The sequence below is a fragment of the Xanthomonas sp. D-36-1 genome, from assembly GCF_017746155.1.
Taxonomy (GTDB): domain Bacteria; phylum Pseudomonadota; class Gammaproteobacteria; order Xanthomonadales; family Xanthomonadaceae; genus Xanthomonas; species Xanthomonas cissicola.
This window is the reverse complement of sequence record NZ_JAGHWR010000082.1, coordinates 1-5,255: the sequence shown is the minus strand read 5'-3', so window position 1 is coordinate 5,255 and position 5,255 is coordinate 1. Positions and strand designations below refer to the sequence as shown.

The window sequence follows — 5,255 nt, the reverse complement described above, 5'->3', positions numbered from 1 at the left end:
GTTGATCAGACCTTCCTTAAGGGCTGCTAACGGCCAAAAGCGGACTTAACGTGAACCATTCTATGCCAGCAATTTTGGGACTGAGGAGCTCTTAACCTTTGCAGATAGGCGCGCCTACGACCGCTCAGCTGCGGCCGGATTAGCAGGGAGAGGTCTAACGAGCGGAAGTCTTGATTCACAGTAAAGGGCAGGGATCGCGCTTCGGAGTCACAATTGTGGTCCGACGTATCGCCCGAGTCACGCCCACCCGCAGTACTAAAAGATCCTGGGCGCAGATTTTTGGATCCTGCGGGGCTTTGGCAACGCGCTGGTAAAGGCCATCGTAGATGATGACCTCATCGAACTCCTTCCCTTTAGACTTATGTATCGTCATCAGATGGATGCCACGCCAGTCCTTCTGAGCTGCAGCGAAATGCTCCTGCATCAAGGCACTTCGGACTGCCTCTTCAGCCCCCATGTACTCTCCCTGGGCGCGCCACAACGCACCCAAATTGGTTCGCAATACTGAGCCTCGGTGCAGCAGTCGTAGGTAGCGAGCATCTGTTGCTACTTGCTTCAAGGCTTCCGCAGTGGACGATGCCAACAGGCCGCGCAGGTGTAACCAGTCTTCCGCAGGGTCGCCCGTTAATTGCAGTTGCCGCCGCAATTCTGAGATGCGCTGAACTTCGCTGACAATCAACAGGCGCTTGGAGCCGCGGATCTTTCCCGAGGAGATGAACCCGCTAAGCGCACCCGCCAGGTCAAGCTCGGTCTGTGGGGTAGGCCTGCCCCCGCGCCGCCCGCGAATGTGTGAGTGAAGTGCGCCGAGCATGCGGCTCGCCACATCGCCAGCGGTACCTCCCGCCAGTAACGTGGCGATAACGCCAGCGGCTAGAGCCGGCGGTTCAGCATCCATTGCGACGTCGTGATTTAGTGCTGGTAGACCATCAGCTGCAGAAGAAAGGTAGTCAGAAAACTCGAGCATCAGCCGCCTGGATGGCACCAGGATCGCGATCGATTTGTCAGGTACTTTTTTGAGGCGATCCAACGCCGAGAACACCGCGGCCTTGGCGGTGAAGTGCAGGCTCTTGCCATACATGAAGTCGTAACGCGTGATTTTGACCTGCTGGTAGACTTTGCCCTTGTTTGCGCCAGTGAGCAGGTCATTTCCATAGGACGTGATATCGGTACCGCTGCTGCGATGATTTTCACCCGCGAAATCGAAATGGGCGGCGCCGAAGTTCTCCAGAAAGTCTCCCACCCGCCTGGGATCAGCACCTCGAAACTCATAGATCCGCTGTTCGGGGTCGGCCAGTGCAATGAGGCGACTGCGCTTTCCAAGCTGCTGGATCAGCGCCCATTCATCACTATTTGTATCCTGAAACTCGTCGAGGATGATGATGGGATAGGTGTCGGAGAAGATGGCGCTTAACCGATCACTGCGGGTCAGCAGTTCGCTGGCCAAGCTTGCGAACAAGTCGAAATGCAGGCGGCCCTCCTGTTCGAAAAGGCGTCGCTTCTCATTTTCGTGCTGGGCCTTATCGATATCTGCCAAATGCGCTGCTGCTTCGGGCGGTGGCAGAAGCTGCAGGTTCGGTCTGCCATTCAATAGATAGGCATGGCTTCGGAGAATGCTCCATGCGAAACCGTGGTACGTGCTGACCTCTAGTTGCTTCAGATCCTCGCGCGAGATCAGCTCAGAAGCCTTTTCGATGACGCGCGCTACGGTCGGTCTGGCGAAGCTCAAGAAGAGGACCTTCTGGCCTGGCTTGAGTATTCCTGAGCGAATCTCATTGCGAGCTTTGACCAGCGCGACGTGTGTTTTGCCGGCACCAGGGCCACCTAGCGCCAGGGCGTGCCTGGCGCACTCCAGAAAGTCGCGCTTCTGATCGCTCCACACTTTCGTCATGCCAGAGGCTGGGGCGGCGACGGTTGGAACTTCCCATAGGCGGGTGCCAATGGCGGCGACTCGGCTGCCGCCCCTGGGAGAGGGGGCACGCCGGCTAGCTGGGGAGGTAGTGGAGGCAGCGCAGGCAGCGGAGGTGGCTCAATGACGTTCTTGATGGCTGCCAGCGTGGTTCTCACGTATTCAGGCATGTCACTGGCGGTTGGGCAGGAGGCGAGCAAGTCGCCGGCGTCGCCACCACCCTTGGCCCAGCTGAAATAGCTCGACAGAGCCGCCTGCAGATCGGCCAACGGCGTTGCGGGCGTTGGCGTCCATGCCGCGAGATGCTGCGGCCAATCGCCGCCAGCAACTACAACAGCAGCATAGCTGCGGAGTGCGACCTCAGACACGCCATACAACACAAGGTTTTCGAAGCCCTTATTCGCGGACTCATAGGCATGATCGACCGAGGCAGTGATGGTTGCGAGCGCCTCATGTGATTGCTTGTCGAACACCGCGAACACGATCTTGCCGAGAGACCGGAAAAATGCACCCAGAGGAGCGACATTGGTCTCGCCGCGAGCATCGACGATAGCCACTCCAAGGTTTTCGAGAGATTTGAAACGCGTGGGATCCAGCTCGGCAAGCCGGCGGGCGGCGGCAGGCAATGCGTCGAACTCCGTACGGCCCTCAAGCACAAGTACGTAGCGGGCAAGTAGAGCTTCGCAGAACCGGGCTTTAAACTCTGTGCGATAAGCCTTGGGCTTGACTGCTGGTGGGTATGTTGCAGGAACTCCGGTCATAACACCGGCCGTGCGCTTGAGAACCACCACCTGGACAGGATCGAACTCCTCCAGCACGTAGGGTGAGTGGGAGGTGAAGATGGCCTGTGCCGACTTCTGGCGTAGCGAATTGATAATTCGTTTCTGGGTGTGTGGCGGAAGCGCGATCTCTGGCTCTTCCATCGCGAAGATCACGCTTTGCTTGAGTTCGGCGATGATAGACAGCAGAGCCAATACCAGCGTGTTAATCGTGCCAGTGCCTTGGTGCTGATATGGGGCGGAATAGACGGAGCCGTCCGGCCTTTTCGCGCCAGTGCCCATGAAGACAGTCAGGGTTCGACGGAGCATGTCGCGGGTGAGGTCCGAAACCCGCATGTGGGGTTGCTCTGCCCAGTCGGATGGTACGTAGTGCCGTACTGCATCCTGGACTGCGACAAGTAACTCGCCGATATCCTCGGTCTCTCCAACTGGCAATGCCCTCAGTTGGTCGAGCAAGTCTTCCCACATTGTCAGTCGTGTCTCCTTCAGCCGAAGGATTACGTCCAACAAAGAGCCTCGCTCTAGGCTGAGTGCGCGGGCGCCGGTACGTAGGGTGCGAAGATAAAGAAAACCGCACTTTCGTTTGTCGGGCGCAGAGAACCGCAGGTAGGAGCCATCCGGCATTTCGGGAGTGGCGTAAAAGGTATCCCCAGCGAAGTCGTCCTCTTCTACGTCATACCAGCCGTTGAAAAAGACGCGTATTGCTGCGCCAACATGGGGCGCGTCTGTTCCCTCTGGGGGAGCCCCTACAAGCAATGTCTTGGCCTGTGAATCCCACCACTCGATATGGTCGCGGAAATGCCGCAGCTGCTCATCGGAGAGTCCAGCGACAACAACCTCGATCTGGATCGGGACGACCTCGTTCTTGGCCGGATCTACATACGTACCTGCATAGAAATCGTGCTCATCAATTACAGGACGGCGACTCAGGCGCTCCGGGCCAAGTACCAGATCCACCGCCTCCAGCAATGTGGACTTGCCGGCGTTGTTGTCACCAATAAAAGCAGTGTGTCCATTGAGATGGACCTCACCGTAGGCGATGCCTCTGAAGTTCCGGACGCGAACACGCACAAGATGCACTTCGACCCTCCTTGACTAGCGGAAACCAATCTACTGATCCTAGTACCTCATGGTAGGTGCGATTCGACTGTATCGCCACTTGAGAGCTCCTTCGGGTCTATTCGCGTACCGCGCGCGCAACCAAGGGCCACTACTAGCCGATTTCTGCCGGTCAGGGTCGGCCAGCGGACTGGTCAAATCCGATGCTAACTACTGGTCAAGTCCATGTAATTACTCACAGTAATGCGAAAAAGTCCCATCCCGCTCTGCTGCTATGAAAGCCCATTACTCGTGGGCCCGAATATCCTGAATCGGTAGCAGATCCATCACATCACAGAACAATTGCCGATGTTTCCAATCATTCCTGTCGCCAATCACATAGAGGCGCCGCTTGGCACGCGTCGCCGCCACGTTCAGCAGGTTTGGTTCCGAAACAGCCCAGTTGCGGGCGCCAGATCCTGCCGTGTTACCGCCCAATACGACAATGACGACCGATGCCTCTTTGCCTTGCATTGTGTGGATGGTGCCGGACACCATCTTGTCTCGGAGCATGCGCTTGAGGTTCTGCTGCACAGCCTTGAAAGGGGTGATGACCGAAATATCTTTCGCCTCTACGCCGTCGCTATGCAACCGCTTGAGCAGGTCTCGTAAGACTTGGCCTTCTGCAGGCACCCAATTTCCTTCGGATGTGCCACTGATATGTATCCACCCTGTTGGCAGACTGGCGCGGGTCTCTTTGTCGCCGCGCGGCGTGATCGTTCCATACACCATCGCTCCGTCGTAGGCGATACGGTTGGCCAATGCGTGCATGGGCTTGTCGCAGCGGCGATGCACGACAAGTGGCAATCCTACCCACATCTTGCTGTCGGCAGGCCCAGCCATGCGCCCCCAAGGAGTGGCTTCGTCAGCCAGTACCTGTGCAGATTTTTGGTTGGGAATCCAGTGCGCATCAACACCGTAACGCGCACGCATGTGCTCCAGCACCGCATCGGATACGGTGACGATGGGCTTGAGTTGCAGTGGGTCTCCCACCAGCAACGCACGTCGGGACCGCCACAGCGCGCCGACTGCTTGTTGCGGAGCGGCCTGACCTGCCTCATCCACGAGTAACCAGCCAATCTCACTGGCACCCAGCGAGCCAAACGAACGGGCGAACGATGCGAAGGTGCTGCTCAGCACCGGAACGACCATGAACAGAGATGCCCACGCCGAACGGATTGCATCGCGCGACAATCCTTGGAAGCGCGAGCCTGTCAACAGGCCATTGATCATGAACAAATTGGAGCGCAGTCTTAAAGCCTCAAGCTCGAAGAACGTCTGATGGAGCTTCAGTGCCTGGATTAAAACCCGCGCCCGTGCCTTTCGCCAGCCTTCAATGCGCCAGGGCTCGGCCAGTTCAATGACATCCCCACGCCCGATAGCATTGTCTTCCAACCAAGCGAGCAGATGGTCAGCCTGATGAGTGGTTGCGAGCTCCCAAGCATCGCTCTTAAGGATGGTCTGATCAATGC

The 5,255-nt window shown here is 57.6% G+C and carries 3 protein-coding genes; all 3 read right to left on the bottom strand.

Features of this window, described 5'->3' with window-relative positions:
• Window positions 1-175: 175 nt before the first annotated feature.
• Window positions 176-1,888 (bottom strand): ATP-dependent helicase, encoded by a 1,713-nt coding sequence (locus J7367_RS19480; protein WP_081028034.1) that lies wholly within the window; start codon window positions 1,886-1,888, stop codon window positions 176-178.
• A complete protein-coding gene (locus J7367_RS22555; protein WP_039574459.1) occupies window positions 1,885-3,765 on the bottom strand; it encodes an AAA family ATPase in 1,881 nt (626 codons plus the stop codon). Before J7367_RS22555 ends, J7367_RS19480 begins: the two co-directional genes overlap by 4 nt.
• Before the next feature lie 264 nt (window positions 3,766-4,029).
• On the bottom strand, window positions 4,030-5,255 hold a 1,226-nt coding region (locus J7367_RS19470), incomplete at its 5' end, for a DEAD/DEAH box helicase (protein WP_176214980.1).

What these genes read in the sequence shown, in the direction of transcription:
- J7367_RS19480 (WP_081028034.1), bottom strand. Translation starts at nt 1,888, where the DNA reads ATGACGAAAGTGTGGAGCGATCAGAAGCGCGACTTTCTGGAGTGCGCC.